Below are 26,126 nucleotides of genomic sequence, written 5' to 3'. Positions count from 1 at the left end.
AGGATTGAGCAGCTCGGTCGAGGTTTAGTCTGGTCGGTAGGGTCGTGTACCTGAGGGCCCGGTTCTTCTACAGGTGGAGTCGCTTGGTCAGGCGTAGGACTTTAGTCTTGGGGCATGGATACAGACGAAGCCGTTGGTAGCATACCTGGTACAGCCGAGAGTATCACGACGAAGACGACGATCAGTTGACGAGGATAGAGAGTTTCATGATGTCCCTCCCGAAATTGAAAACTGGAAGAATCTCATTGCACTTTGAAACGCAAAAGCGGGCGCAACAACCTGCTGAAATCTGACCACGAACGTGGCAGACTATGTCCTGACAATTGGAAACCCTGCATTCAGAGTTCATAATGGCGGGATGTTAACTGATCTTATTTCCCGCTGCGCAACCACAACAGGTTGAGGCGCAGCGCCTCGTAACAAGGCGCAGGGTCAGCGACTCCAAACGACGTGCGGGCGAAGATCCGGCGATAGGCCTGCTCGTCCCGATAGAGCAAGGGCCAGTCCAACAACCAATCAACCAGGACGCGGTCGTTTGGATGGGTTTCCGTGCTGAAATTGCCTACGATCAGCGTGCCGCCAGGCGCCAACATGTCAGCTTGACCGAGCCTGTCAGCGACGGTCCGCCACCTCCCTCTCTTGTTGAGTCTGATGTCGCTGGCTTGCGCGACTGGCGGTGTGGTCATGAGCCCCTCCTTTTTCTACTGGTAGGGCAGAGAACGAATCTGTCCGCGGGCATAAACGCTTGTATCTATTCTACCTGCTTTTGGCCGCCCGAGACTGCACACTTACTGCACAAAAACTGCATAGTTGCGCGGCGCCAAATCTTCACGCAGTGCGCCATCCAGCGCGACGCGCGGGTCACTCGAGAGCCGAGATCCCTTTTCGCCGCCGAATCCAACCCACGTAAACATCGTCCGGCTTCGGTCCCACTGATTATTGCCAATGTAGGTGCGTCGCACCTGGATGCGCATCCCTCTCACATTCGCCCAGTTGAACCAGCTCTCGCCGCGCAGAGGGTAGTAGTATGTCATCCAGGCGCTGTTCTCGATGATGGTGCGCCAGCCGCCGCCCTGCCAGTTCAAGAACTGGTCATTGTCGCGATGAAGCTGTAGCTGCACGCCGTTGTCGTCCACCACCACTACTGTGATCGAAGGGCGGCCTGCCGCACGGTTTCACCGCGTTTCAGGCAGATGGGCAGCCAGGCCTTGTTCCGCCAATCGCTGGGGCGCGCACCCCAGGCCCCGATCACCGCTTCGCCTACCCAGGAATTCCCCTCGTCGGTGCCGCCCATGTGCAAGGCGTTGCTTCCCTGGCAGGCATCGGATACCAAGTCGAAGTGATCGAGATCATTGTGGTCGTTGTACCAGCTCCCCAGACCGAGCTCGAAATCCTCGATGAGGTCGGGGGGCCAGTTCGCTGGCGTGCTTGTGGGTGTGGGCGTATTTGTGGAGTCGGCGTGGGCGTATCGAAAATCATATCGGTAACTCGAAACGAGGCGCACCAATCGCCGGTATCCGCCCGAAGCTCCAGTTGCGATGTGTTGTAAGGATAGCTATCACCAAGACTTGCCTCATGGTGCTCCGGGGTAGCAAGGTAGCATGAGTAATGGGCTGATTGACCTACCACCATGTTTGTGCTCGTATCGTAGAGTTTCAAGTATGGCCCCTGGTAGCACGTCTGAGCGATTGAATTTACATCGAAGGACAGGGTCAGGAATGTCACGATTGCCTGAGTGGGAACCTGCAGACAATTGGCTGCTTCCGTCAAGGAAATGCTGGTTTGCTCAGGTGGTAGGCTGGCGCCATTTCGGCATACCGAAGGAAGAGGTTGGAAGGGCCCCAACAGGTGGACACCCGGAGCGTAAAACCGATCGGCAGTGGGATGGGCGTCGCGGTGGGGGTTCGTGTTGAGGTGCGCGTCGGCGTTGGGCCTGCGACAAGCGTGGCCGCAGGCGTGAACGTCTTGGTTGGTTTGGGTGCGCGTCGGCGTGAATGTTGGAGTTCGTGTCGCCGTGCTTCCTGGGGGAGGTGTCCGCGCCGGCGTCACGCTGGACACCTGCGTCGAGGTGGCGTGAACGTCTTAGTCGGTTTGGGCGTGCGTGTCGGCCTATCAGGTCTTGAAAGGCGAGAGGATTTTGCATGTCGCGGATGGCGCCACCCCGCCAATATCTTCACCTAACAGCCAGCGCACCGGCGCCGGGTTGTTACCGGCGCCATGGTAAGATCAACGAACTCGCCCCGCAGATCAGAGAAAGGTTCGTTGGTGACGTCGGATTGGTAGTAGGTCAAGAGGCTGGATTCATGCTGGGTCACACCGTGCGCCAAGACGAAATTTCGTGGATAGGGGGAGAGTACAAACACCAAGATGACGATAACAGACATAATTACAGAATGGGTTTTCATTGCAAACTCCTTTTTTTGAAAGAACCCGCCATATTCCGGCAATGCAGCGCAATAACGCCTGAGCGTGTATCCCATCTACTGTGCCCTTGCCATTTTGTCCCAATCGAATATCTTCGACCAGTGGCCATCGCCATCCCAAGTCTTCTATTCTTCAAGAGAAAGAACACGTGTTCTCTGTCACGAGCCACTCGATTGAAAATCCTCTCGATCTGTTGTTCGCACTTGCTTGTCTCCTGGGCGGCCTAACGGCTTACGTTGGTCACGGATTGTCAGTTTTTCCTCACAGCATCGAGCAAATCGGTCCGCTGGCATCGCCACTGTTGATGATTCTACCGGATTTTGACCGGTTGAGACTACACATCTTCTGCACAGATACTGCATGATGGCCTGTAAAGGGCCATCGCGCAGTGACGCCAGTCGCGTCGCGGCCGGGGTCACTGCAGCCGAATCCGGTCCAGGTAGACATCGTCTGGCTCAGGTCCCACTGATTATTGCCGATGTAGGTGCGCCGCAGCTCGATGCGTAGACCGGCGACATGAGTCCAGTCGAAGCCGGCTTCATGCCGCAGCGGAATGAAGTATTCCGACCAGGCGTCGTTTTCGATGATCGTGCGCCAGCCGCCTCCCGGCCAGGGTAAGTACTGATCGTTGTCGCGGTGGATGACGAGCGTATTGCCGTTCGCATCCCGAATGGTCACGGTCAGGGAGGGACGGCCGCCGCGCAAGGTCTCGCCGCGTTTGGCGCAGTAGACCAGGCTGGTCTTGTCCTGCCAGTTGTGCGGGCGGTCGGCCCAGTCGCCGATCACGGCCGCGCCGACCCAGGAGTTCCCTTCGTCCGTGCCCCCCATGCGCATGGCGAAGCTGCCCTGGCACGCGTCTGCCGTCACATCGAAGTGGTCGAGATCGTTGGACTCGCTGTACCAGCCCACCAATCCATCCTCGAAGTCCTCGATCAAGCCGGTTGGGGCCGTTGGTGTGGGTGTCGGCGTCCGCGTCGGAGTTGGGGTGATCGTGGCGCAGCCGCCGGGCACAGGGACGCTGCCGGTTGGACAGGCCGTCGGGGTCGGCGTGAAGGTCGGCGTTGGCGTGCGGGTCGGCGTGTTGGTTGGGGTAATCGTTGCGCATCCGCCGGGCACGGGCACACTGCCGGTTGGACAGGCCGTCGGTGTGGAAGTCGGCGTCCAGGTTGGCGTGTTGGCCGGGGTAATCGTCGCGCAGCCGCCGGGCACAGGAACTGTATCGGTCGGACAGGCCGTCGGCGTGATAGTCGGCGTGGTCGTGGGCGTCATCGTCGGTGTCCGGGTTGGCGTAGGTGTGCGAGTCGCTGTCCAGGTTGGCGTCGGCGTGGGAGTTGGCGTCCAGGTTGGCGTCGGCGTTGCGGTCACGGGCGCCGGGCAGACCCGGAGCTCATCGGCCCAGGCGATGACGTGGCCGGGTTGCCGAGGCCAGTGTCGCAGGCGGATTTGTTTGACGTTGGAAAGATCGAGCACGCCATTCCCCTGGTGATCCCACGGATCGCGCCAGGTCATGGCCGCCAGCGGCACCGGAAATCTCCTGCCACCCAGCGCCATCGGCCGTGATGGGGACGCCCCAGATTTCGTCATCGGCGTCTTGCAGGGCCAGGTACAGATCAGCGCTGCCGGCCTGCTTGCGGTAGAAAAACCGCAGCTCCTGGACGGCGCGCCAGTCACGATTGACCGGCTTTGCCACGAACCACCAGTCGTCAGGCTCGAAGGTGCTGCAGTCCAGTTTGATGGCCTGCCCGCGATAGCCGGCGTCCTGGGAGTAGCTGCAGATGGCGCCGTTGCCAAATTCGCCGTGCCAGTCACGAATATCGTCGAAGCCTTCGAGGGTCTGGCACGCGGGCGGATAAGCTCGCGGCGAGCGGCAGAAACTGCGTGGTGAAAGCCGTGTACCGAATCCAGTCGAGCGTCACGAACGTCGAAGCGCCGGGGTAGGTGAAGCGGCCGCACCAGTCATCCACCTCGGTGCATGCCCAATAGCTCGTCATGATGCGCATGGGCGTGGTTGGCAGGGGCCCGCGTGCGCCGATTTCCTCGTGCCGCAAGGCGCCATCCACATACCAGGCCACGCGCCCGGCCTTCCACTCGATGGCGTAGGTATGAAACGCCGCCGAGGCGTCGAAGCCCAGGTCAATCCAGGTTTCGTGGTTGCCGGCGCCCTGGGTGAAGTAATTGACCTGCAGGCGAGTCGGATCGCGCCCGAGCAGTTCGACGTCTATCTCATCGTTTGGGTTGTTGTCGCTTGGTCCCGTGTAGGTGAAGAATGCCGTCACCGTGCCGGGGACATTCGAGGCCTTGAGCCGCGCTTCGAAACGCCCGTACCCAACCAACGCATTGCTGCGATATTCTCCCGACGCATACGGTCGGTCTCGACAGCCATCCGGGCAGGGATTGTCATCCAGGCGAATCTGCAGCAGGCTGTCGGCCACGCTGATATGGTCAGGCAGCCAGCAGTTCAAGAAGGGTGGTCGTGGATTGCACCAATCGGCCTTGTGCCAGCGGACTGTGTCGAAGGTGTTGAAATCATCAAAGAATGAGGGGGTAGACGTGTTCAGGCGCATGGCCACCACGGCGGCCGCGCCCACGACCAGAGTCAGGCCAAGAATAGCCAGGCCCAGAAGAAGTGAAAATCGTTGTTTGGATCGCATGATCGTCCCCCTATCGGTCACATTGCTCGCATTGTCACCTTTCAGAAACCGCCGGGCTGACTGAAAGGTTCATAGCGGGCGTGGGGCACAGACAGTGAAATCCGGCTGTTTCTCTGCGATAAGAGATGGCTCACAGTCCGGCTATCACCAGGGCGCCATGAACGCTGGCGTCTACGCATCAGGAAATTCCTCATCGTATGCACTGTCATGGCCTGCGCCGACCGTGCTGCACGCGCATAAACACCGCTCGCACACCAGCCAGTCGGCCGGCGCGGAATTTTGCTTGCGCATCTGCTGCCCCGACGGCGCGGCTGGCAGCAGGTATCCTTCACCCCATGCCAATGCCCGGCAGCACCGATCGCACCAGGCGTTCGCACGGTTCTGCGCGGCCCACCAGGCCAGGGCCGCTTGCCGCGCCAGGGCCATCTGCACGGGCAGGCCTGGCGAGAGGGCCGCATCGAATGTGGCTTGCGACATCATTGTCTTCTCCGAAGTCCGAATCAGCTGACGATCTTGCTTGCTTCTATTCTACATCCAACGGCGCACGTTCAGACTGCACACTGTCTGCACAAATACTGCAGACTTTCTCCAACCGGCACAGATGCGGCCCAAAGGACGCTTGCTACCTGCTCCACACTGGTGTATAATCTTGCCTAGCCACTACAGGAGGAGTTTCGCCATGCCACGCTGGTTCAATGTCGCCGGACCGTGCAATCCGGATATTCACTATATGCTATCTCCCCTGACGCGTATCCCCGCAGTGTGGCCCCTGATCGAACAACAGGGCTATTTTGTGATCCACGCGCCGCGCCAGACAGGGAAAACGACCGCCATGATCGCCCTGGCGCGTGCATTGACCGCGGCCGGACGCTTCGCCGCCGTTCTGCTCTCGGCCGAAGTCGGCGCCGCGTTCAACAATGACCCCGGCGCCGCGGAGCTGGCGATCCTGAACTCCTGGCAGCGAGCGGCGGCCTTCTTCCTGCCGGCCGAACTGCGCCCACCGCCCTGGCCCAGCGCTGAGCCGGGCACGCGCTTGGCGGCTGCGCTCGATGCCTGGGCCCAGGCATCGCCGCGCCCCCTGGTCATCTTCATTGACGAAATTGATGCGCTGCAGAACGAAGCGCTTGTTGCCGTTCTACGCCAGCTGCGTGAAGGCTACTTTCGCCGGCCAGAATTTTTCCCCTGGTCCCTCGCCCTGATCGGCCTGCGCGACGTGCGCGACTACAAGGTGGCTTCGGGGGGGAGTGAGCGTTTGCACACCGCCAGTCCCTTCAACATCAAGACCGATTCATTGACTCTAGAGAACTTTACCCTTCGGGACGTGGCCGCGTTGTACCAACAACATACGGATGACACGGGCCAGGTGTTCACACCCGCAGCCACGGCGCTGGTCTTTGAGCTGACGCAGGGCCAGCCCTGGCTGGTCAACGCCCTGGCGCGGCAGGCGGTGGAGACGCTCGTGCCGGATCGGACGCAACCGATCACTCCTGAAACGATTGAACAGGCGAAGGAGATTCTGATCGAACGGCAGGATACGCACCTGGACAGCCTGGCCGAGCGGCTGCGCGAGCCGCGCGTGCGTCGCATCATCGAGCCGATGATCGCCGGCCAGACGCTGGGCGATGTGCCCGAAGACGACCGCCGATTCTTGCTGGACCTTGGCCTGGTGCGCCGTGATCCGGCGGGCCGGCTGACGATTGCCAACCCGATCTACCGCGAAGTCATTCCGCGGGTGCTGACGCAGGGAACGCAAGACACGCTGCCGCGCATCGCCCCCATTTGGCTCAGGTTGGACGGCACGTTAGAGCCGGCGCTCCTGTTGGAAGCATTCCTGGCCTTCTGGCGTGAGCACGGGCAGGCGCTGCTCAAGAGCGCGCCCTACCACGAGGTCGCGCCCCACCTGGTGCTGATGGCCTTCTTGCACCGGGTGGTCAACGGCGGCGGCAGCCTGCAGCGCGAGTACGCGGTGGGCATGGGGCGACTGGACATCCTGCTGCGCTATGGCCAGGTGCGCCTGGCCATCGAACTCAAGACCTGGCGCGACGATGAGCCGGATCCCCTGAGCAAGGGGCTGAGCCAGCTCGACGCCTACCTGGCCGGCCTCGGTCTCGACACCGGCTGGCTGGTCATCTTCGATCAACGCGCCAACCAGCCGCGCATCGCCGAACGCACAAGCACCGCCACCGCGCTCACCCCGGCCGGCCGATCCGTCACCGTCATCCGCGCCTGAGCGGCCAACCCCTCGATACCTCCCCTGATCCTCCTACGATCTTCGACGATCCCGCGCTGATGGCGCTGCGCACCCGTCATGACGGCGAACGCAGCGCCGGTAATGAGTTAGTCTCTATCTCGCATCGGTCCCTCTGGAGGAAAATCTTCGCCCATGGCTCCACACAACCTGACCCGCCGTGAATTCCTGACCGCCTCCCTCGCCAGCGCGGCCACCCTGCTCATCGCCGGCTGCCAACCGGTTACGGATGGCGCCTCGCGTATCAATCCAGCGCCGAGCGCGACCCCGCGACCCCGCGTCCTGCGCATCAACATGCCGCTGAATCGCGGCGATATTGGCGCCGCGGCCGATCCCGGCTGCTCCGGAGCCTACCACAGCTACTTCATCAACTCGCTGATGTTCAGCGCGCTGATCGCGCTGGACGCGCACCTGCAGCCGACGCCTGATCTGGCCGCCTCCTGGCAGATCAATGACGACGGCACGGTGTGGCGCTTCAGGTTGCGTAAGGATGTGGCGTGGAGCGATGGCACGCCCGTAACCGCGCATGATTTTGCCTGGGCGATCAAGCGCAACCTGGCGCCCACGCTCTACTGCGGCGGCCAATACTGGCAGCTTGTGGACATCCAGGGTGCGCGCGCCTTCTACACCGGCGAAACCGCCGATGCTAACCGCGTCGGTGTCCGCGCCCTGGATGATCTGACGCTGGAGGTGACGCTGGAAAATCCGTCAGCCTACTTCATCAACCTGGCCTCCCTGCCCAGCTTCATGGCCCTGCCGCGCCAGGTGGTGGAAAAGGCCGGCGACCAGGCCTGGACAAAGCCCGCGAACGTGGTGAGCAACGGCCCATTCCGCCTCGCGGAGTGGATTCCTGAGAAGCAAATGATCTTCACGCCCAACCCGGGCTACCACGGCGGCGCGCCGGGCGTGGATCGCCTGATTGTCAACATGATCCGCCAGGAGAGCACGGCCTTGAGCGCGTACGAGGCGGGCGAGTTGGATATGGTGGAGGTGCCGGTGGCCGAATTGGGCCGCGTGCGCGCCGACGCCACATTGAGCCAGGAACTGCAATCGAATGCGGAGCTGACCACCATGCATCTGCGCCTCAGCGTGCAGATCAAGCCGCTGGCCGATGTGCGCATGCGCCACGCCTTCGCCCTGGCCATTGATCGCGAAACCCTGTGCAACAAGGTGCTGCCAGGCATCGGCCAGCCAGCCTATCAGTTCCTGCCGCCCAACATGCTCGGCCATGACGGACAGCTCGGCCGCGAACTGGCCTTCGATCCGGCGCGCGGCCGTGCGCTGTTGATCGCGGCCGGCTATGCGAGCGGCAAAGAGGTGCCGTTGGTCTACTGGCAGTACGAGCAGAATGAGACTTACCAGACGCTGTTCGAGGCGCTGCAGGCGATGATCCTGGAGAACCTGGGCGTGCGCACCGAGCTGGCGCCCACCGAGGCCGGCGCACGGCAGGCCTGGCGCGCCCAGCGCCCGCTGCGGCCTCATTTCTACCGCCAACTGTGGGGCGCGGACTATCCCGATGCGCACAACTTCATGACGGTGCTCTACACCACGCCCCCGCCGCAGGCCGACCTCTGGAAAACGGCGCCGGAGTTGATCTACAGCAATCGCACGTTCGATGACCTGGTACGCCAGGCATCAAGAGAACTCGACCCTGTCAAGCGTGCCGCGCTTTATCAGCAGTGCGAGCGCATCTTGGTGCTGGACGACCCCGCGATCATTCCGCTGTATTACGTCATGCGCCACCGGCTGATCAAGCCGGCGCTGCAAGGTCTGATCATCAACGGCATGGGCGCGCCCGCGTTCCGACAGGTGCGGCTGGTCTCATGAGCGGCCAACCCCCGCACCCCACCTGGCAGCATGGGTTGAACCGGCTCGGGCAGTCGCTGCTGACGCTGCTGCTCCTCTCTGTGCTCACCTTTGCCGTGGCGCACGCGACGCCGGGCGGGCCATTTGGCCTGGATGACCCCGATCAGGCCGCGCGCGTGCCGCTGGAGATGCGCCAGCGTTACCGGCAGCTCTACGGCCTGGATCAGCCCATCGCCGTGCAGTATCTGCGCTGGCTCGGCCGCGTCCTGCAGGGCGATTTCGGCATGTCCTACACCTACCGCAACGAAACCGTGCAGCAGGTGCTGGCGCGCACGCTGCCGGTTTCCGCGCCGATCGGCCTGGCCGCGGCCGTGCTGGCGCTTGGCGCGGGCGTGCCGCTTGGCATCGCCGCGGCCGCGCGCCGCGGCGCCTGGCCGGATCAAATGGCGCGCCTGCTGGCGGTGGCCGGGTCAGCTATTCCGATCTATGTCCTGGCGACGCTGTGCGTGGTGATCTTCGCCGTGCGTCTGCACTGGCTGCCGCTAACCGGCTGGGGCGCGCCGGGCCGCGCCATCTTGCCCATCTGCGTGCTCGCCCTGGGGCCGCTGGGCGCGGTGATCCGTTTTACGCGGGCCGAAACCCTGGAGGTGCTGGCCGCGGACTACATCCGCACCGCGCGGGCCAAGGGCCTGCCGTCGCAGCATGTGCTGGGCCGCCACGTTCTGCGCAACGCGCTGCTGCCGGCCCTGACCCTGGCCGGCCCGCTGCTGGCGCATCTGCTGACCGGCTCGTTTTTTGTCGAAACCATCTTCAACATCCCCGGCGTGGGCGCGGCCTTTGTCTACGCCGCGGCCGACCGCGACTACCCGTTGATCATGGCCGGCGCGCTGCTGGCGGGCGGCCTGGTTATTCTGCTCAACCTGCTGGTGGATGTGGCCTACGGCCTGCTCGACCCGCGCCTGCGCCTCACGCCGACCGATTAGGTCGGCGCAAGCGAGAGAGCGATTGAAATCGCGCCTAATGGGCGTTCCGCCGGGCGTGTATCTGCGTGGACGCAATATCGGCCGCCGCAAGCGAGAGCGATTGAAATCGCGCCTAATGGGCGTTCCGCCGGGCGTCCACCTGCGTGGACGCGATATCGGTCGGCGGCGGCCGACCTTGCGGCGGAACGCCCATTCGCCCCGAATTCATTCGGCGGCACGCGGAGAAATGGACGCATGAGAATCCTTTGGCGCAGCATCACCCGGCGCTTGCGGCGTGATCGGGCGGGCCTGTCCAGCCTGATCTTCCTCGTTGTCCTGACAACCGTTGCCCTGCTTGCGCCCTGGCTTGCGCCCTTCGATCCGCTCGACGTGGATTTCGAGCATGTGCGGCAGCCGCCCGATGCGCAACACTGGTTGGGCACCGACAAGCAGGGCCGCGACGTGCTGAGCCGCCTGCTCTTTGGCGCACGCCTCTCGCTGGCCGTCGGCTTCGTCAGCCAGGCGCCCATCCTGCTCATCGGAGTCAGCGCCGGCTGCCTGGCTGGCTACAGAGGCGGCCGCAGCGCCGGCCTGATCATGCGCGTGGTGGATGTCTTCTACGCCTTTCCCACCACCCTCCTGCTGATCGCGCTCATGGCTATCCTGGGCCGCGGGTTCGGCAGCCTGCTCATCGCCCTGACCATCACCTCCTGGGCTGGCGTGGCGCGCCTGGTGCGCGGCCAGGTCTTGCGCCTCAAACAGGCGGAGTTCATCACGGCCGCGGTCAGCCTGGGCGCTGCGGATTGGCACATCCTCTGGCGTCACATCCTGCCCAACCTGTCGGGCATTATCCTGGTGATGCTGTCGTTGGGCATTCCGGGCGCCATCGTGGCCGAGGCCGGCCTCAGCTTCCTGGGCATCGGCCTGCTGCCCCCCGCGCCGAGCTGGGGCCTGATGCTCAGCGACGGCTTCAGCGTCGTGCGCAGCAGCCCGCACCTCGCCTGGGCGCCCGCCATCGCCATCGGCCTCACCATGCTGGCCCTCTATACCCTGGGCGACAGCCTGGCTGACGCACTCGATCCGAGGGCAAACTGACCCGATTTGCAGACCCCCAAAATTCATACCAATTTGGAACCATCTTGACCGTTCTTGTCCAGACTGCTATACTCTCGCGCAGAGGCAAAACATAAGCAAAGGAGAGATGCCATGTTGACAATTCAACTTGAATCCGAACTCCTGGCATTGCCAATGCCGGATAAATTGCATTTGCTGCAGGTCTTGGTCGCTGATCTGACTCACACCTGGCCGGGAATCGAGAAGAGCCCGGACATTGCCGGTGGCGCCGCCTGCATTATCCGCACGCGCATCCCTGTCTGGTCGCTTGCAGGCTACCGCCGCTTGGGATGGTCGGAGGAACGCATTCTCAGCAACTTTCCAACCTTGCGACCGGCCGATTTGCGTAACGCCTGGGCCTATGTGGCGGCACACCCCGGTGAAATCGAACAGGCTATCCGTGAAAATGAAGAGGCCTGATGCAGGTCAGGCGCAGAGAATTGATCAAGCGATTGCTGCGGCCTTACCTCTAATTGGCAAACTGATTCGCGTCAACCGCCCACCTTGGAAATAGTTTCGTTGGCCTACGGCTGCACGAGGGCGCCAAATTTCTGGGAACGGAGAGGCCGAAAACAGCAGGTGGTTGGATTCGCCGGGTAGCTCGCGTCTGCCGCTAATGTACAAGCGTGACGAAACGGTCGTACCGGGCCGCCCGCAGCTTGACTTGGGTCACTCTGCCGGCCGGTTTGACAGCCCGGGGGACTGTGCGCAGCCGAGGGACCGGGCTGCGCACGAGTGATGGAAGTTGGCGGATGCACAGGAAACGGCAACCGCTCACGGCGCTAAGCCTCGCTTCCCCACGTGTCAGGGCCGGAACGGTTGCCGTTGGTGTGATGGCGATCACCAGGTAGATCGAATGTTAGCCCTGCACCCCCGGCCGCAGCGGCGGGAAGGGCGCAGACTGACCGAACTGACTGGCCACGCGCAGGATATCCACGATGTCCACGACGCCGTTGCCACCGGCCGCCAGTCCGCCTCGATGCCGAAAGGGTTTGGATCACGAAGCCACGAAGGCGCACGAAGAACGCGAAGCACGAAGGGGTTCCTGCGGTGACAAGATTGAGCATACATGGTGGAGCCTTTCTTCGCGTTCTTCCCTTGAGTTGTCTCAAAGTTATTGACACATTCCGACACGCCGACGGCTTTCTGGTTCCTACGCCAGGTCATCACCACCTGAACCCATCTCACTGGGGAGACTGCGGGCCGGGAAGCACGTACGGCCCGTACTCCTCATCCCAGGGGGGGCCATCAGCCTTTTCACGGATCGCCGTGAGGATGAAGCCGACCCAGCGCTCCCACGGCGGATCCAGCGTTCGACATCCTCATAGCCGAGAAAATTCTCAACATGGCCCGGCAGCAGCGGCAAAATCGGGGTCTCGATCCAAAGCGAGCGTCACCGTGCGGCGGATATCGGGCCGGCCCCCAAGGTTGCTTTTCGAAGATATCGAAGATGGCTTCGCCATCTGTCAGGGAAAGTTTGATGCTGCTCTCGTTGCTTCTCAGAATCACGCTCAATTCCTTCATTGCTGTGCATAACCGCCTACAGCGGTAAGGGTTCAGGCTGGTCGATCAGCGGGATGACGAAGGCCAGGCTCATGGTCTTGCTGGTGGTGGATCCGGTCGCCATCGCGTCGTGCTGTACCGGGTGATACTCGTGGTACGCCCCCCCCCAATCGGTGCTGCGCGCGTGGGCGACGGGTCGGCCCTGGGTTACGAAGTATCTGTGCAGCCGGTCGAGGGCCAGGCCATAGTCGTTCTCTCGGCGGGCGAGAGATGCAGCGCCGCCGTCCAGCTCCCAGCAGGCCAGGTATTGCCATCGGACGCGGCGGGATGGTGGGCCAGGAGCGCCAGCAACCCTGCCATCAACACGATTTGCACCGTTCGTCGGATAACAATACGGTTCATGTTTTCTGCCTTTCACCGGTGAGGCCAGTCACCGTCCTTTGTGCCGAAGCCGCTGAAACCAACGCCGCCGCGCTGCAATCTGAGCCGCGGTGCCCATTGGCTCACCGCACATCCATCACGGGCTATGACCAAACCGCCCTTTCCGGCACCATCGGCTTGCCATGCTGTTCGTCGGCGAGGGCTTGGTCTCGTGGATATGAGAGGTCACCTCATGATCTGACTGTACAACCGAAACGCTACTTTGGACGCTGCTCGTCGGGCGCTTCAAACAGGCACATTTCTCCCAGGTGATGCCCTCAGCCTTACTGGCATCAAAGATGCGCTAGAGGCGGCGTTGGGCGTTCGTAGTAGAATAGTTCCTTAACTCCCGAAGCATACATCGATGCATAGGCCCCTTGCCGCCTGGCAAAGCGCATTGTCACATTCCATCTCAACGGTATAAACTCCACCGATCCATCCGGTAATGGTCTGATCTGCCACCTTTCTGGCCCACCGAATGAGACTTCATACTTCCCGTAGCAGAAGTCATGGCCCCTGCATGCTCCATCCAAGCCATCCCACACTCCATTAACCCCAGCATCACCGGCTCCGCACCAGCAACCATATCTCGAGAAGCTACCGCTATGCCACTTCTCACACTTGCATCTCTCCTTCTCTGTGAGATTTGATGGGTCAATTCTCTGTTGGCCTGTTTCTCACGTACAAATAAGGAGGCCATACTGTCCACATAACCCAGCGGATCCATCTGCACAAATCGCCCCACTCCTGGCGCACATCCGCGCTCGGTAGTAGTAGTTGCCACTCTCGAGATCATACTGCCGTCCGGTGAACAACCACGAATTACCAACCGCTGAAGCCGGTAGAGAATTACCAGCGCCATCAAAGAAACGTGGCGTGCCATACACGTCATACTCATACCGCTCAACCAACGCCGGTTGCGTTCGTCGCCTCAGTCACGCTACCCAGTGCGTCGCGGTGGTAGGTATACGTCGCACCGCCGCGTTCCATGGTCAGCGGCTCGTCAATGCAGTCGCCGTAAGTGTAGCGCGCCAGCAGCCCATTGCTCCCGTCCCGTTCCTCGACGATCTGGTAAGCCGTGTTGTAGACGTAGTAAGTCGCCGTGCCGTCCACGATCTTGGCTATGCGGCGACCCAGGGGATCGTAGATGTACTGGGCGACCCCGCCTGGCCCGCTGGCGCCGGTCTGGCGGTTCTCGTGGTCGTAGGTGTAGGTGTTGCGGTCATCGGCGGTCAGGTTGCCCTTGGGGTCGTAGGTAAAGGGATCGGCGTCCACCTGCTGGTAGCGGTTCACGGGGTCAGTCAACCGCGTGCCGTCGTTGGGCAGGTAGACCTGGCTCACGGCGTCGTTTTGCACGAGGAGCCGGTTGCCTACGGTGTCCAACTGGTAGCTCTGCAGCTTGTCATAGGCCGTGATGGCCGCGGGATCGGTGGCGTTGGCGCCGTACCACACCCGGGTAAGCTGGTACAGCCCATCGTACTGGTAGACATCCGGCAGGACTGGTTGGCCTTGTATGCGCGTTGCATGTAGGTGCGGTTGCCGGCAGCGTCGTAGCCATAGCGGTAGTCGGCGACGGTCGCCGCCAGTCGTGTGGACGCGCGTGACTCGGCGCAGCGGGTCGGTCTCGGTCAGTGTGCTGACGCCGTTGGCGTGGGTCAGCGTCACGTGCCGGTGTCGTTGTAGACATAGGTAGCTACGGTCCCGCCGCCTTGCCGCACCTGCTGCAGGCGGCTCCGGCCGGTCGAGGGTGCGCAAGCTGCACGCCTGAGGGGTAGGTCAGCGTTGTGCGGCCGGCCGGGTAGTCGTAGGCGTAGCCGGTCGTCCAACTCAGGGCGTCCACGGTCTGAGCGAGCCGTCACATCGCCCAGCGTTGGCAGGCAAAGGTGAGCGCTGTAGTGTGACCGCTCATGGTCTGATTGGCGGTTGTCAGCCGGCCGGCCGTGTCGTAGGCGAAGGTCTGGCCGCTGCCGTCGGCGTAGCTCTTGCTCAGCAGCCGGTTGGCGCCATCGTAGGTATAGGTCGCGACCGCGCCGGCCTGGTCGGTGCGTGTGGCAAGCGTGCCGTCGGGATGGTAACTGTTGGCGACAACGCTGCCGTCGGCGTAGCGGGTCTCCAGCAGGCGGTTGTTGGTGTCGTAGGTGTAGTGGGTGGTGTGGCCGTTGTCATCCGCGATGGCGACCAGGTTCAGGTTGTTGTCGTAGAGGTAGGAGATCTCGGCGCTCAGCCCGTTGGCGTCTTCAACGGTGCGCACCGGCTTACCAAAGGCGTTGATCTCGGTGCGGTGACGATGCCATGGGGATCGGTGGTAGTCAGCAGTTGTCCCAGCCGGTCGTAGGTGTAGGTTGCACAGAGGTTAAGACCGTTGGCGTCCTGGCAGCTTTGCGTCAGACGATTTAGATCGTCGTAGGCGTAGGTCGCGACTATCCCTCGCTCGTTGGTGCTGCGGATCGGGTTGCCGGCCTGGTCGTAGCTGTAGCTGGTGCATAGGTTGAGGCCGGTCGCGTCCCGACAGGTCTGCGTGACCCGGCCCAGGGCGTCGTAGGCGATGCGGGTCTCCACCCCCCGTTGGTCGGTGGCGCGCACCAGGTTGCCGGCCAGGTCGTAGACGAAGGTTGTCGTCAGATGCAGTCCGTTGCAGTCGCGAGTCTCGGTCGTGCGCCGGTTGAGCGCGTCGTAAGCATAGCAGGTGACCGCACCGGCCGGGTCGGTGGTTGACAGCAGGTTGTCGTTGTCATCGTAGGCGTAGGTCGTGGTCAGGTTGAGGCTGCCATCGTCCACGATCTCCTGCACCGGGCGGCCATAAGCGTCGTACACGGTGCGGGTCACGTCGCCGTCCGGCTCGGTGACAGTGGCTAGCTCGCCGCGCGCGTGTAGCGCAAGTTGGTGACGTGACCCAGCGGATCGGTCTCGGCGATCAGTTGGTCGGCATCGTCGTAGCGGTAGGTCGTGGTGTTGCCGTTGCTATCCGTGCGGGCGGCCAGCTTGCGGTTGACGTCGTAGCGTTGGGTCGTCTGGCGCACGATGCCGTCGGCGGCCGTGCGCTCGGTCAGGAGCTGGCCGTGGGGATCGTAGGTGTACTCGGTGACCACGTTGCGGCCCGTAGTGCCGTCGGCCGTGTAGTCCACGATCTTGCGCGTCAGGTTGCCCTGGGGGTCGTACTCGTACTTCGTCACGATGTCCAAGGCATCGGTCTCGGTTAGCACGCGGCCCCAGGCGTCGTAGGTGTAGTGGGTCACCGTCCCGCCTGTCGTTGCGCCTCCGCCTGCGCCGCAGGTCGCACGCTGCGCCGGCCATCGCCCCGGCGTTCGGCCCCAGCACGGTCATCGGCTTGCCGTTGGCGTCGAAATCCTTGTAGGTCGTGGTGATGTTCAGGTGCGGGGCGTCGCCAAAGTCCTCGATCACCCTGGTCAGCAGGCCGGGCACGGGCGTCACGCCTTGGGCAAAGAGGGCGTTGGGCTGACCGTAGGCCTCGTCGGGCGTGCCTTGAGTGTAGAGGTACTTCGTCACCGCGCCGCGGGCGTCGGTCTCGGTCTCTTTCAGCCCCAGCGCGTTGTAGGTGTAGGTCACAGTGGGCGTGACCATCTGGCCGTTCTCATTCGGTACGGCCGGGTACTCGACGCGGATCAAGTTGCCGGCTTCGCCCTGGCTCTCCTCGTAGTCATAGACGTATCTTGTCGTGTGGCCCAACGGATCGGTCTCGGTCTTGATCTGGTTGAAGAGCGGCTCGTGGTGTATAGGCCCATGTTGGCCCCTGCACGTTGACCCCGACGCCTGGCCACTGACCCGCATCCAGCTCCATGCGGGTGAGCAGGTTGCCTATCCCCGTCGTAGGTGGAGCTGATGCAGGTGCCGTCGGGTTGGTCTCGTGGGTGAGATTGTTGGCGCCATCCCGCTGGTAAGTCGTCGTGCGGCTGATGGCATCGGTCTCATCCAGCCAGGAGCCCCACTCATTGGTGTGGCCAGAGAGGCCGCCGCGACCGTAGGTTACACGATCCACCAGTGCGACCGACATGGGCACGGCCGGCGCCGGGTTGGCGGGTGTGCCAACGGGGCTGTTGTTGATCAGCGCATAGCCGGTGTCGCTGGGCGTGAAGATGCGCATCTCCTGGATCACCTGGTTTTGGCCGGTGGCGGGGTCGAAAACCTCGCGTTAGTGGAGCCGTGCTGGATGCGACCGTAGGCGTCGTAGCTGTAGCTGGTCACTTCACCGCGCTGGTCGGTCTGCTGGGTCAGCAGCCCGCGCGAATCATAGGCAAACTGGCGCGTCGTGCTGTCGGGGAAGGTCGCCCGCACCAAATGGCCGTTGCCATTCACCACGAAAGCGGTTGTGCGACCGGCAGGATCCGTGATATCGGAGAGCTTGCCAGCCGTGTAGGTGAAAGTCCACGTATGCGACGGCGTGCTGGCGCCGATCGGCGTGAAGGCCCTGGTCGCCACGGAACCGTCAGGATTGTGGGTATAGGCCGTCTTGTTTCCCTGCCGGTCGAGGGTGTAATCGTGGGCGCCGCCTGGGGTGGAAGTGGAACCGTGTGCCTGTCGGGGTAGATGCGCGTGTAGGTGCCAGTAGCGCCATCCCACTCGAACCAGGAATGGTCGGTCGCAGTGCGAGATTGCCCTCGGATAGGAATTCGTCAACGCCGATATCTGAGCAGAACCCGTTGGACGTGGATCGCCCTCGAAGTCGGTCTCAGGGTAGTTGTTGGGGTCACCAGTGTCAATGCAGGGTGATCCAGCTTGCAGGTGAAAGTCGCCATTCTGCGCATCTACCAGAGGGATCAGCCGAAATGTCGTGAGCGCCAGCGGCAATGCCTACTAGTTGCCACCGGCGTTGTTCCACACATCATTGTAATCCAGACTCGCCGGAGCCACCGGCTCGGCGGATCTCGCTGTAGTTTCGCCACGAGGTTGCTGCGGATGACGGGCTGCCGGAGCCGTTGGAGATGCCGCCGCCGCCGGAGGATGAGGCCGAGTTGCTGCTGAAGGTGTTGTTTTGGATGGTCGGGCTGCCGAGTGTTGTAGATCACCGCCGCCGCCGGAGGCTGAGTTGGCGCTGGAAGGTGTTGTTTTGGATGGTCGGCTGCCGGAGGCGTTGTAGATGCCGCCGCCGCCGGAGGCCGAGTTGGCGCTAGGGTAGTTGTTCTGGATGGTCGGGCTGCCGAAGTGGTTGTAGATGCCGCCGCCGGAGGATGAGGCCGAGTTGCTGCTGAAGGTGTTGTTCTGGATGGTCGGGCTGCCGGAGTAGTTGTGAGATGCCGCCGCCGGAGCCGTAAGCGCCGGAGGATGCCGAGTTGGCGCTTGAGGGTGTTGTTCTGGATGGTCGGGGCTGCCGGAGAAGTTGGTGATGCCCGCCGCCGGAGCCATAACCGTGGATGATGGAGAATCCATCGATGGTCAGGTTTTACGGCGCCGTTAATGACCAGCACGCTCCCCTCCACCTGGCATCCAGGGTCGTGGTATAGAGGTGCGGATCACAAGCAGGCTGGAAGTCGTAGTTCCAGCCGCCTGGAGGGTCAGGGTCTTGTTGAGGGTCAGAGTCTGGTAGCATGTGCCGCTGACTTTGATCAGGTCGCCGGAATTCGTGCTGGCGTTGATGGCCGCCTGAACGTCGCCCCCATCGGGCCCATAATTCAGGCGCACCCGGCACCACGTCACTTCCAGTCTTTGCCCGCGCCCGCCCACGACCTGTCCGCCGCCCCAGACTCGCCGTTGCCATGACGCTGTTGACCGCTGGCAGCGGTGCGGGCATCGTCGTCACCCCATTGTCGAGTCATGGACGGCTTTCCTCACGGCCAGTGCGCCGCCTTTCACGGTGCGGCTAGAAGGCCGCCCCAGGCCGCGCCATCGTGGGCGCAGTCCAGGCTAACGGCTTGCTGACTCACGTAATGGCGACCACCTCAAGCGGAAGGGTGTCGGTGAACACCACATTGCTCACCGGCGATGCCTCCAGGTTCACCACCGCCAGGCGATAAGTGATGGTCTCGCCTGGCGCCGCCGTGATCGGCCCCGCCTTCGTCACCCCGAAGCCGCGGACCTCGTCAGCCCCCATGTCGCCACTCCAGGCCCATTTACCCCGGGTCGCCAATCGAAGTCGGTGGCGGGGTGATTGTCTGGGTCACCGGCGTCGATGCAGGGCGGTCCGGGTTGCAGGTGAGTCGCCGGCCATCGCATTCACGAAGAGCGGATCGGCCGAAATATCGTGCGCACCGGGAGTGACGCCAACATAGTTCCCATTGCTGTTGTTCCACACATCATTGTAATCCAGACTCACCGAGCCACTGTCTCGGCGGATGCCTGCGCCTGTATTGTTCGCCACGATGTTGCTGCGGATGGTCGGGCTGCCGGAGTAGTTGTTGATGCCGCCGCCGAAGGAGGCCGAGTTGCTGCTGAAGGTGTTGTTCTGGATGGTCGGGTGCCGGAGTAGTTGAAGATGCGCCGCCGTAGAGGATGCCGAGTTGGCGCTGGAAGGTGTTGTTCCTGGATGGTCGGGCTGTCGGAGTAGTTGTAGATGCCGCCGGGGGAGGCCGAGTTGGCGCTGAAGGTGTTGTTCTGGATGGTCGGGCTGTTGGAGTAGTTGTAGATGCCGCTGCCGGCGCCGGAGGCCGAGTTGGCGCTGGATGTGTTGTTCTGGATGGTCGGTCTGCCGGGGGCGGAGATGCCGCCGCCGGAGCCGTAAGCGCCGGAGGATGCCGAGTTGGCGCTGGGGTGTTGTTCTGGATGGTCGGCCTGCCGGGTTGTTGTAGATGCCGCCGGGAGGATGGCCGAGTTGGCGCTGAAGGTATTGTTCTGGATGGTTGGGCGCTGCCGGAGGCGCTGTGGATCCCCGTGGCCGTCTGTGGGATGCCGAGTTGGCGCTGAAGGTATTGTTCTGGATGGTTGGGCTGCCGGAGCGCTCGTGGATCCGCCGCCGGAGCCGGAGGAGGCCGAGTTGCTGCTGAAGGTGTTGTTCTGGATGGTCGGGCTGCCGGAGGGCGTTGTGATGCCGCCGCCGGAGGAGCCAGTTGGCGCGAAGGTGTTGTTCTGGATGGTCGGGCTGCCGGAGTAGTGTTGTTGATGCCGCCGCCGCGGAGCTATAACCGTGGATGATGGAGAATCCATCGATGGTCGGGTTTACGGCGCCGTTAATGGACAGCAGCTCCCCGCCACCTGGCATCCAGGGTCGTGGTATAGAGGGTGCGGATCGCTTCGAGGCTGGAAGTCGTGGTTCCAGCCTCCCTGGAGGGTCAGGGTCTTGTTGAGGGGTCAGAGTCTGGTAGCATGTGCCGCTGACTTTGATCAGGTCGCCGGAATTCGTGCCTGGCATCGACGGCCGCCTGAACGTCGCTGCCCATCGGGCCATCTGGCGCACCCGGCACCATGTCACTTAGTCGCTTCGCCCGCGCTCGCCATGACCTGTCCGCCGCCCAAACTCGCCGTTGCCATGACGCTGTTGACCGCTGGCAGCGGGACGGGCATCGTATTCGTCACCTCCACTGTCAGAGTCAGCGGACGGCTTTCCCCCACGGCCAGCGCGCCGCCGGTCACGGTGCAGGCTAGAAGGCCGCCCCAGGCCGCGCCATCATGGGCGCAGTCCAGGCCAACGGCTTCGGCTGACTCACGTAGCGTACCTCAAGCGGAAGGGTGTCGGTGAACACCACATTGCTCACCGGCGATGCCTCCAGGTTCACCACCGCCAGGCGATAGGTGTGGTCTCGCCTGGCGCCGCCGTGATCGGTCCCGCTTCGTCACCCCGACGCGGACCTCGTCAGCCCCATGTCCACACCCAGGCCCATCTGCGCGGGTCGCCATCGAAGTCGGTGGCGGGTGATTATCTGGGTCACCGGCGTCGATGCAGGGTGATCCGGGTTGCAGGTGGAGTCGCCGGCCGTCGCATTCACGAAGAGCGGATCTGAGCCGAAATATCGTGCCAGCGAGTGACGCCCGAATAGTTGCCGCCGCTGTTGTTCCACACATCATTGTAGTCTATGGCGGACCGGGAACTCCACCCCCACTAGAGATAGTCCGCCGCCTGTGTTGCCAGCGATGATGTTGTTCTGGATGGTCGGGCTGCCGGAGTTGTTGTAGATGCCGCCGCCGGAGGATCCGAGTTGGCGCTGGAGGTATTGTTCTGGATGGTCGGGCTGCCGGAGTAGTTGAAGATGCCGCCGCCGGAGGATGCCGAGTTGGCGCTGAAGGTGTTGTTCTGGATGGTCGGGCTGCCAGTGAGTTGTAGATGCCGCCGCCGCCGCCGTAGTAGCCGCCGGAGGGCCGAGTTGGCGCTGGAGGTGTTGTTCTGGATGGTCGGGCTGCCGGAGGCGTTGTAGATGCCGCCGCCGGAGGGGGCCGAGTTGGCGCTAGAAGGTGTTGTTCTGGATGGTCGGGCTGTCGGAGAAGCTGAAGATGCCGCCGCCGCCGCCGTAGTAGCCGGAGGATGCCGAGTTGGCGCTGAAGGTGTTGTTCTGGATGGTCGGGCTGCCGGTGGCGTTGTAGATGCCGCCGCCGTAGTAGGGGACCGAGTTGGCGCTGAAGGTGTTGTTCTGGATGGTCGGGCTGCCGGTGGAGTTGTAGATGCCGCCGCCGTAGCCTGCCGAGTTGCCGCTGAAGGTGTTGTTCTGGATGGTCGGGCTGCCGGTGGCGCTGTAGATCCCCGCCGCCGTAGCGTGTCGAGTTGGCGCTGAAGGTGTTGTTCTGGATGGTCGGGCTGCCGGAGTTGAAGATGCCGCCGCCGTAGTCGTAAGGTCGAGTTGGCGCTGAAGGTGTTGTTCTGGATGGTCGGGCTGCCGGAGGCGTTGTAGATGCCGCCGCCGCCGGAGTAGTAGCTGGTTGCTGAGTTGCCGCTGAAGGTGTTGTTCTGGATGGTCGGGCTGCCGGAGGCGTTGTAGATGCCGCCGCCGGAGGAGCCATAACCGTGGATGATGGAGAATCCATCGATGGTCGGGTTTACGCGCCGTTAATGACCAGCACGCTCCCCTGCCACTTGGCATCCAGGTCGTGGTATAGAGGTGCGGATCGCGCAGGCTGAAGTCGTGGTTCCAGCCTCCCTGGGGTCAGGGTCTTGGTGATCAGAGTCTGGTAGCATGCTGCCGCTGACTTTGATCAGGTCGCCGGAATTCGTGCTGGCGTTGATGGCCGCCTGAACGTCGCTGCCCATCGGGCCATCATTCAGGCGCACCCGGCACCATGTCACTTCAGTCTTCGCCCGCGCGCGCGCCATCACCTGTCCGCCGCCCAAACTCGCCGTTGCCATGACGCTGTTGACCGCTGGCAGCGGTGCGGGCATCGTATTCGTCACCCCCACCGTCAGAGTCAGCGGACGGCTTTCCCTCACGGCCAACGCCGCCGGTCACGGTGCAGGCTAGAAGGCCACCCCAGGCCGCGCCATCGTGGGCGCAGTCCAGGCCAACGGCTTGCTGACTCACGTAGCGTACCTCAAGCGGAAGGGTGTCGGTGAACACCACATTGCTCACCGGCGATGCCTCCAGGTTCACCACCGCCAGGCGATAGGTGATGGTCTCGACTGGCGCCGCCGTGATCGGCCCCGCCTTCGTCACCCCGAAGCCGCGGACCTCGTCAGCCCCCATGTCCACACCCAGGCTCATCGGCCGCGGGTCGCTCTCGAAGTCGGTGGCGGGGTGATTGTCTGGGTCACCGGCGTCGATGCAGGGCGATCCGGGTTGCAAGTGGAAGTCGCCGGCCATCGCATTCACGAAGAGCGGATCGGCCGAAATGTCGTGCACTCGGGATGGCGCCAACATAGTTCCCATTGCTGTTGTTCCAGACATCATTGTAGTCCACGCGCGGACCGGGAACTCCACCTTGACTATAGATACCTCTGCCTGTGTTGCCAGCGATGTTGTTCCCTGGATGGTCGGGCTGCCGGGTTGTTGTGATGCCGCCGCCGAAGTAGGCCGAGTTGGCGGTAGGTGTTGTTCTGGATGGTCGGGCTGCCGGGTCGTTGTAGATGCTGCCGCCGAGGAGGCCGAGTTGGCGCTGAAGGTGTTGTTCTGGATGGTCGGGCTGCCGAAGTCGTTGTAGATGCCGCCGCCGTAGTAGCCGGTATTCGTCAGAATCTGTGTTCCGCTGATGAGGGGCGATGCGCCTTGTATCACAATCCCCGTGTAACTATACTGCACAATCGAGTTCAACACCTGTACCAAGTCACTGTAGGTACAACGACCCACTGTTGGAACCGCCATATTCCACAATGGCGTGATCCGCGTTCCTGCTGCCGGTCAGGAACGCAAGGTTGCCCCAACTACCTGGTGTGGAGCCCGCAGCAGGCTGGAAGCGAATGGGTGACCGGCGCTGCCTTCGGCCAACAGTCCGCCTGAAACCAGCAGTCGTCGGGTGGTGTGCTGGAATTGCACCGTCACGCCGGGCTGAATCGTCAAGGAGGTAATCCCGGAAGCCACCTGCACATCACAGGTCACCACGCACGGGCTGGCCGACGCCGTCCACGTGGTGTTGGCTGTGATTTGACCGCATACCTGCGTTCCTTGGGGTGCTGGTCTCTGTTAGGGCGGCAATATCTCCAGCACCGGCGGTTTGGGGAGCAAAGTCGGGTCGGGTGGCGGTGGGGCGGTAGGTTCCGGGCCTGCCTGTTCCGGCGCCGCGCCGGGTATCCGTGCGTGGCGCTGATGGGCTGAGGCGACTCGTCCGGGAAGGTGGAGCCAGCGTTTCCGTGATGGGATGCGGCGGCTCAAGAGGCGACCTGGGTTCTTGCGTCAGGTCAGCGGTCTGGAAGCCGGACTCCCAGCAGCCGGCAAGAGTGGAACGCGGGTCGCAGGCACGGCAGAGGTCGCGCTAACGCCAAGCCGCCGCTCAAGAGGTCCTTTCTGCGGGAAGTAGAACTCGTCCGCCCGCTCGCCATTGGTGACCAAGAGATCCGCCCGGCCTCGTTCTCGTAGAGCCGTTGCAGGCCGTCCAACGTCCAACCGGCGCCCAGGGAGCTATCGGCCTGAGCGTCTAGTTCGACGGCGCCGCGTACCCAAACCACCTTGACTGCATCCACGAATACGCCAGTAGGCCGGTTCACGCAGTCCGGCGGACCACCGAAAACAGTGGTGCCGCAGTACTGGGCTCGATAGGGGTAGTTAGCTTAACAGCATACTCGTACACACCTGGTGGCAGTCGCTCGCCCTGCGCGTTGCGACCGTCCCAAAGGTAACGATATCGCCCCACTTCACCGATTTGACTGAGGTCGGCAGCGAAGGTGAAACTGTCCGTTCTCTCACCCTCGATGTACAACTCCCAACCCAGGTGGTCGCCTACCACCGAACCCATCGTGCTGATGTTCAGCCTCACGTCAATGACTGCCGAAGAAGCGGCGCGGTCGGTGCTGTACCGTAGTTGGGGCGCGACCTCTCGACCCAGGACATCTGCCGGTGGCAAGTCAATCCACTCGTGCAGTTCGCCGGACTTATAGTTGATGTAACAGCCCGCTTGCCCCACTGCGCAAGTATTGTCATCCTCGCTTTTGCTATCCGCACCCTCGTTCAGATCAGATTGGCTGACGGGATAGTTTTGGATCATGGTTTGAGAAGTGTAACAAGAAGTGCATCTCGACCCTTGCCCCGACGCATCCACAGTGGCGAACCCCGTGCTCCCACTGCATCAGGTGCTGATTCCAAAAGCCCAGGGGAATCTCAGATCCTGGCGCAAAGTTCCTGCTGTTGCGTAGGCGCACGGTGATCGGCTGCTGGAACTGGTGGTCCGAGTCGCTGCCCAGGTTGAAGGCATAGGTCTCCCCAGGTTCCCTCCGGCAGGTCGCCGCTGGGCAGGTACTCGACCTGGTCGAACTCCCGTGGCCGTGACCTGCACCTGGCCGCCGGGTGGAATCGCGCCGGCCGGCACAGTGACCTGCATCTGGTTGTCGCCGCTTGTGTGGCTACAGCCGTCAGAGTCACGGGCGTCGCCGCCGGATCATGGGCGTCAGGTAGATCGCAGTTCGTCGCCGCGCTGCGCTCCCGTGCAATCGCGGCCTCGCGTTGGCCAATATAGGTAAACCGTCCTTTTTCACGCAGCCAATAGTGACCCGTGCGTCCACCGGGAAAGCAAAAAGCCATCTGGCCCGTGACAATGGTGCCGCTGACCGGGTCGGTCACCTTGGGAATGTCGCCGAGCGGCGGCAGGGTGTAGTTTTCCCCCATCGTTGCCAAACGCTCCGCGATCAGGCGTTTGCGCGCTGCGCGTGCAGCAGCCAGAGCCTGGACCTCGACTCTCGCCAGCGTCACCAGAGCGCCGGCCAAGCCCTCACAGGTGGTCAGATACTCGTCACAGGTCGTGGAATCGTACACCACCCCGCTGACCCAGCCGGTGACCGGCGGCTCCGCCGGCGGCACGATGCTGCCTGGATCAGGCGGTATGTAGAAGGTGGTCTGCTGGATGGTCTGGTTAGCAAACGTATCCTGGAGGGTGACGGTCATCGTGTAGTTGATATCTTGCTGCAAGGGCGTAGCCAGGGTGCCGTAAGCTCGAGCCGCGGTCACGGTCAATTGGTTGGTGATCGAAAACGTGCCACCGCCGGCAGCTTGCAACTGAACGTTCAGCGTACCGGTGTTGACCGCGCCGAAGTAGTCGCTGTAGTGGATGTCCACTTCGGGCATGGCTGAATAAACAGCCTGGCGATCCCGTGGCAATACCACGGCGACTGCAGGCCACTCGACATCCAGGGCAACGAGGCGTGTCTCGCTGGTCGTGGCGCCAACGGCGTCGGTCGCTACAACGGTAACCACCTGGTTGCCGCCCGCCATGGTCAGAGCGATGGCGAACTGGCCGGCCACCAGCGGTGCAGTCTCCCCGTTGACGGTCACGGTTACTGTGTGACGATCACTGGCCGTGCCGCTGACCTGAACGATGGTCCCGCCCAAAACCTGCCCGTTTGTCGGCGTGGTCACGACAAGCTGGGGTGGGTCAGAGCGGCTTGGCCTGAGCCGGCCGCGCGCTCCTTTGACGCTACCGGAGCCGCGGATGCCGGCGCCAGTGTGCTCGACAGAATCGTAAGGCACACCAGGGTCAGTGTGA

26 protein-coding genes and 1 pseudogene are annotated in these 26,126 nt (G+C 62.8%); 5 read left to right on the top strand and 22 right to left on the bottom strand.

The features are described 5' to 3' along the window. Window positions 1–371 precede the first annotated feature (371 nt). The 6 genes from IPF85_RS22325 to IPF85_RS22300 form a co-directional block, all read right to left on the bottom strand. On the bottom strand, window positions 372–686 hold the full coding sequence (locus IPF85_RS22325) for a hypothetical protein (RefSeq protein ID WP_343410258.1): 315 nt from the start codon (window positions 684–686) through the stop codon (window positions 372–374). Window positions 687–788: 102 nt separating this feature from the next. Further along, window positions 789–1,121, bottom strand: coding sequence for a hypothetical protein (locus tag IPF85_RS22320; RefSeq protein ID WP_343410257.1), 333 nt, complete (start codon window positions 1,119–1,121; stop codon window positions 789–791). 20 nt (window positions 1,122–1,141) lie between these two features. Further along, entirely contained in the window at window positions 1,142–1,507 is a 366-nt protein-coding gene (locus tag IPF85_RS22315) for a hypothetical protein (protein ID WP_343410256.1), read from the bottom strand. Window positions 1,508–2,685: 1,178 nt separating this feature from the next. Next, the gene (locus tag IPF85_RS22310; RefSeq protein WP_343410255.1) at window positions 2,686–3,948 is read right to left on the bottom strand and encodes a hypothetical protein; all 1,263 of its coding nucleotides are present in this window, start codon (window positions 3,946–3,948) and stop codon (window positions 2,686–2,688) included. A gap of 281 nt (window positions 3,949–4,229) precedes the next feature. Next, the gene (locus tag IPF85_RS22305; RefSeq protein ID WP_343410254.1) at window positions 4,230–5,075 is read right to left on the bottom strand and encodes a family 16 glycosylhydrolase; all 846 of its coding nucleotides are present in this window, start codon (window positions 5,073–5,075) and stop codon (window positions 4,230–4,232) included. Window positions 5,076–5,246: 171 nt separating this feature from the next. Then, complete coding sequence (locus IPF85_RS22300) at window positions 5,247–5,552, bottom strand: hypothetical protein (RefSeq protein WP_343410253.1); 306 nt, start codon at window positions 5,550–5,552, stop codon at window positions 5,247–5,249. Window positions 5,553–5,754: 202 nt separating this feature from the next. On the opposite strand from IPF85_RS22300, the gene IPF85_RS22295 reads away from it, so the two are divergent. The 5 genes from IPF85_RS22295 (at window position 5,755) to IPF85_RS22275 (ending at window position 11,624) form a co-directional block, all read left to right on the top strand. Continuing rightward, on the top strand, window positions 5,755–7,305 hold the full coding sequence (locus tag IPF85_RS22295; protein ID WP_343410252.1) for an ATP-binding protein: 1,551 nt from the start codon (window positions 5,755–5,757) through the stop codon (window positions 7,303–7,305). Window positions 7,306–7,458: 153 nt separating this feature from the next. Further along, window positions 7,459–9,150, top strand: a complete 1,692-nt coding sequence (locus IPF85_RS22290; RefSeq protein ID WP_343410251.1) for a peptide ABC transporter substrate-binding protein — start codon at window positions 7,459–7,461, stop codon at window positions 9,148–9,150. Continuing rightward, complete coding sequence (locus IPF85_RS22285; protein ID WP_343410250.1) at window positions 9,147–10,112, top strand: ABC transporter permease; 966 nt, start codon at window positions 9,147–9,149, stop codon at window positions 10,110–10,112. The genes IPF85_RS22290 and IPF85_RS22285 overlap by 4 nt, the downstream gene beginning before the upstream one ends. A gap of 234 nt (window positions 10,113–10,346) precedes the next feature. Next, window positions 10,347–11,186, top strand: a complete 840-nt coding sequence (locus tag IPF85_RS22280) for an ABC transporter permease (protein WP_343410249.1) — start codon at window positions 10,347–10,349, stop codon at window positions 11,184–11,186. 111 nt (window positions 11,187–11,297) lie between these two features. Continuing rightward, on the top strand, window positions 11,298–11,624 hold the full coding sequence (locus IPF85_RS22275) for a DUF433 domain-containing protein (protein WP_343410248.1): 327 nt from the start codon (window positions 11,298–11,300) through the stop codon (window positions 11,622–11,624). 1,290 nt (window positions 11,625–12,914) lie between these two features. Here IPF85_RS22275 and IPF85_RS22270 read toward each other — a convergent pair. The 16 genes and pseudogenes from IPF85_RS22270 to IPF85_RS22195 form a co-directional block, all read right to left on the bottom strand. Then, entirely contained in the window at window positions 12,915–13,109 is a 195-nt protein-coding gene (locus IPF85_RS22270; protein ID WP_343410247.1) for a hypothetical protein, read from the bottom strand. Between the two features lie 921 nt (window positions 13,110–14,030). Continuing rightward, window positions 14,031–14,792, bottom strand: coding sequence for a hypothetical protein (locus IPF85_RS22265; RefSeq protein ID WP_343410246.1), 762 nt, complete (start codon window positions 14,790–14,792; stop codon window positions 14,031–14,033). Window positions 14,793–14,982: 190 nt separating this feature from the next. Then, complete coding sequence (locus IPF85_RS22260; protein WP_343410245.1) at window positions 14,983–15,378, bottom strand: hypothetical protein; 396 nt, start codon at window positions 15,376–15,378, stop codon at window positions 14,983–14,985. Continuing rightward, entirely contained in the window at window positions 15,348–15,953 is a 606-nt protein-coding gene (locus IPF85_RS22255; protein ID WP_343410244.1) for a hypothetical protein, read from the bottom strand. Before IPF85_RS22255 ends, IPF85_RS22260 begins: the two co-directional genes overlap by 31 nt. A 26-nt stretch (window positions 15,954–15,979) precedes the next feature. Next, window positions 15,980–16,255 (bottom strand): RHS repeat domain-containing protein, encoded by a 276-nt coding sequence (locus IPF85_RS22250; RefSeq protein WP_343410260.1) that lies wholly within the window; start codon window positions 16,253–16,255, stop codon window positions 15,980–15,982. Beyond that, window positions 16,238–16,369 (bottom strand): annotated as a pseudogene (locus tag IPF85_RS22245) (RHS repeat domain-containing protein); the annotation flags it as partial. The gene IPF85_RS22250 and the pseudogene IPF85_RS22245, both read right to left, overlap by 18 nt. A gap of 416 nt (window positions 16,370–16,785) precedes the next feature. Then, window positions 16,786–17,229, bottom strand: coding sequence for a hypothetical protein (locus IPF85_RS22240; protein ID WP_343410243.1), 444 nt, complete (start codon window positions 17,227–17,229; stop codon window positions 16,786–16,788). Between the two features lie 8 nt (window positions 17,230–17,237). Beyond that, window positions 17,238–17,933 (bottom strand): choice-of-anchor Q domain-containing protein, encoded by a 696-nt coding sequence (locus IPF85_RS22235; protein ID WP_343410242.1) that lies wholly within the window; start codon window positions 17,931–17,933, stop codon window positions 17,238–17,240. 6 nt (window positions 17,934–17,939) lie between these two features. Next, window positions 17,940–18,512, bottom strand: a complete 573-nt coding sequence (locus IPF85_RS22230; protein ID WP_343410241.1) for a hypothetical protein — start codon at window positions 18,510–18,512, stop codon at window positions 17,940–17,942. A 263-nt stretch (window positions 18,513–18,775) separates the two neighbouring features. Next, complete coding sequence (locus tag IPF85_RS22225; protein WP_343410240.1) at window positions 18,776–18,898, bottom strand: hypothetical protein; 123 nt, start codon at window positions 18,896–18,898, stop codon at window positions 18,776–18,778. A 104-nt stretch (window positions 18,899–19,002) separates the two neighbouring features. Continuing rightward, window positions 19,003–19,173, bottom strand: coding sequence for a hypothetical protein (locus tag IPF85_RS22220; protein ID WP_343410239.1), 171 nt, complete (start codon window positions 19,171–19,173; stop codon window positions 19,003–19,005). A gap of 218 nt (window positions 19,174–19,391) precedes the next feature. Next, window positions 19,392–20,222 (bottom strand): hypothetical protein, encoded by an 831-nt coding sequence (locus tag IPF85_RS22215; RefSeq protein WP_343410238.1) that lies wholly within the window; start codon window positions 20,220–20,222, stop codon window positions 19,392–19,394. 434 nt (window positions 20,223–20,656) lie between these two features. After that, a complete protein-coding gene (locus tag IPF85_RS22210; protein WP_343410259.1) occupies window positions 20,657–20,800 on the bottom strand; it encodes a hypothetical protein in 144 nt (47 codons plus the stop codon). A gap of 657 nt (window positions 20,801–21,457) precedes the next feature. After that, on the bottom strand, window positions 21,458–22,087 hold the full coding sequence (locus tag IPF85_RS22205) for a right-handed parallel beta-helix repeat-containing protein (protein ID WP_343410237.1): 630 nt from the start codon (window positions 22,085–22,087) through the stop codon (window positions 21,458–21,460). Window positions 22,088–22,291: 204 nt separating this feature from the next. Next, window positions 22,292–23,236, bottom strand: coding sequence for a choice-of-anchor Q domain-containing protein (locus tag IPF85_RS22200; protein ID WP_343410236.1), 945 nt, complete (start codon window positions 23,234–23,236; stop codon window positions 22,292–22,294). Between the two features lie 1,512 nt (window positions 23,237–24,748). Next, window positions 24,749–25,999 carry a hypothetical protein gene (locus tag IPF85_RS22195; RefSeq protein WP_343410235.1) on the bottom strand — a complete coding sequence of 417 codons (1,251 nt, stop codon included), beginning with the start codon at window positions 25,997–25,999 and terminating at the stop codon, window positions 24,749–24,751. Between the last annotated feature and the right edge of the window lie 127 nt (window positions 26,000–26,126).

It is taken from the genome of Candidatus Amarolinea dominans, assembly GCF_016704685.1.
GTDB lineage: Bacteria > Chloroflexota > Anaerolineae > SSC4 > Amarolineaceae > Amarolinea > Amarolinea dominans.
This window is presented reverse-complemented; position numbering and strand designations above follow the sequence as displayed.

Bases quoted from the DNA above. Each gene is read 5' to 3' on its own strand.
- IPF85_RS22325 (WP_343410258.1), bottom strand. From the start codon at position 686: ATGACCACACCGCCAGTCGCGCAAGCCAGCGACATCAGACTCAACAAG.
- IPF85_RS22305 (WP_343410254.1), bottom strand. From the start codon at position 5,075: ATGCGATCCAAACAACGATTTTCACTTCTTCTGGGCCTGGCTATTCTT.
- IPF85_RS22300 (WP_343410253.1), bottom strand. From the start codon at position 5,552: ATGTCGCAAGCCACATTCGATGCGGCCCTCTCGCCAGGCCTGCCCGTG.
- IPF85_RS22295 (WP_343410252.1), top strand. From the start codon at position 5,755: ATGCCACGCTGGTTCAATGTCGCCGGACCGTGCAATCCGGATATTCAC.
- IPF85_RS22290 (WP_343410251.1), top strand. From the start codon at position 7,459: ATGGCTCCACACAACCTGACCCGCCGTGAATTCCTGACCGCCTCCCTC.
- IPF85_RS22285 (WP_343410250.1), top strand. From the start codon at position 9,147: ATGAGCGGCCAACCCCCGCACCCCACCTGGCAGCATGGGTTGAACCGG.
- IPF85_RS22280 (WP_343410249.1), top strand. From the start codon at position 10,347: ATGAGAATCCTTTGGCGCAGCATCACCCGGCGCTTGCGGCGTGATCGG.
- IPF85_RS22275 (WP_343410248.1), top strand. From the start codon at position 11,298: ATGTTGACAATTCAACTTGAATCCGAACTCCTGGCATTGCCAATGCCG.
- IPF85_RS22270 (WP_343410247.1), bottom strand. From the start codon at position 13,109: ATGAACCGTATTGTTATCCGACGAACGGTGCAAATCGTGTTGATGGCA.
- IPF85_RS22240 (WP_343410243.1), bottom strand. From the start codon at position 17,229: ATGCGCATCTTCACGCCCAGCGACACCGGCTATGCGCTGATCAACAAC.
- IPF85_RS22230 (WP_343410241.1), bottom strand. From the start codon at position 18,512: ATGGATTCTCCATCATCCACGGTTATGGCTCCGGCGGCGGGCATCACC.
- IPF85_RS22225 (WP_343410240.1), bottom strand. From the start codon at position 18,898: ATGACTCGACAATGGGGTGACGACGATGCCCGCACCGCTGCCAGCGGT.
- IPF85_RS22220 (WP_343410239.1), bottom strand. From the start codon at position 19,173: ATGGGGGCTGACGAGGTCCGCGGCTTCGGGGTGACGAAGGCGGGGCCG.
- IPF85_RS22215 (WP_343410238.1), bottom strand. From the start codon at position 20,222: ATGGATTCTCCATCATCCACGGTTATAGCTCCGCGGCGGCGGCATCAA.
- IPF85_RS22205 (WP_343410237.1), bottom strand. From the start codon at position 22,087: ATGCCAAGTGGCAGGGGAGCGTGCTGGTCATTAACGGCGCGTAAACCC.